The sequence below is a fragment of the Xenorhabdus sp. IM139775 genome (assembly GCF_028598745.1).
Lineage (GTDB): Bacteria > Pseudomonadota > Gammaproteobacteria > Enterobacterales > Enterobacteriaceae > Xenorhabdus.
In genome coordinates this window covers 1-778 of the sequence record NZ_JAQRFK010000223.1, presented here as the reverse complement: position 1 = coordinate 778, position 778 = coordinate 1, and the positions used below count along the sequence as shown (strand labels likewise).

Here is a 778-nt window from a genome sequence, read left to right as displayed (position 1 = left end):
TGAGAGCTTTTCTTCATGTAGCCCGTAAAAACAATTTTATTGGTCCGGACATCAAGACAACCCGCAACGTAGTATTTTTGATTTTTACCCGGCGTATTAATGCGTTTTTGCTGGCCTTTAAAATACCAGCCCGCCCCGATTTTCGGGTTCAAATGAATATCCACTTCATCTTCATAAACAACAGGATGTTTCTCTGAGGCCCGGGAAAGCGCTTCGGTAATGCGGGCCATTTTTTCTTCATATTCCGGATCGGGTAACTTGACTATCGGAGCCGCTCTTCTCCAGACAATCCTTTGTTGACGGAAATAACGGTAAAGTGTGCTCATTGAAAGAGTAATATTAAGTAACCTTTTGATTAAAAATACAAAAAAGGCCAGACTCCATCGGGAGCCGAGATAACCAAACTGTTGGGGAGAATGTTCCAATAGATAAGACAGAAAAGGCCAAAGTGGGGCTAAATGCCATCGGGTATGGCGCCCTGCCGGTAAACTGAGTAACCCCATCCATCCCCGCTCCCTAAACCGTCTAATCCAGCGCCAGACGGAAGACTCAGCGCAACATAGTTTATCGGCCACTTGGGAGACCGGCTCTCCTTGGCATAACCAGAGTATGCCCATGATCCGGCGGGCATAATTTTTATCTGTGGTTTTTTGAACGACTTTTTTCATCTGGCGCCGTTCATTTCGGGAGGTTGGTGGTAAGATAAGCATAACTCAGTCCTTCCTTTTGCGGTTTCTTTTTGTGCAATCAAGACATTCGCAAAAATAGGACTGAGTTT

At 45.2% G+C, this 778-nt stretch carries 1 protein-coding gene; it reads right to left on the bottom strand.

Translation table 11 applies throughout. The annotated features are described in order from the left end of the window. Positions 1-710 (bottom strand): IS630 family transposase (locus PSI17_RS17130; protein ID WP_273553100.1); only part of this gene is annotated, 710 nt, incomplete at its 3' end. Between the last annotated feature and the right edge of the window lie 68 nt (positions 711-778).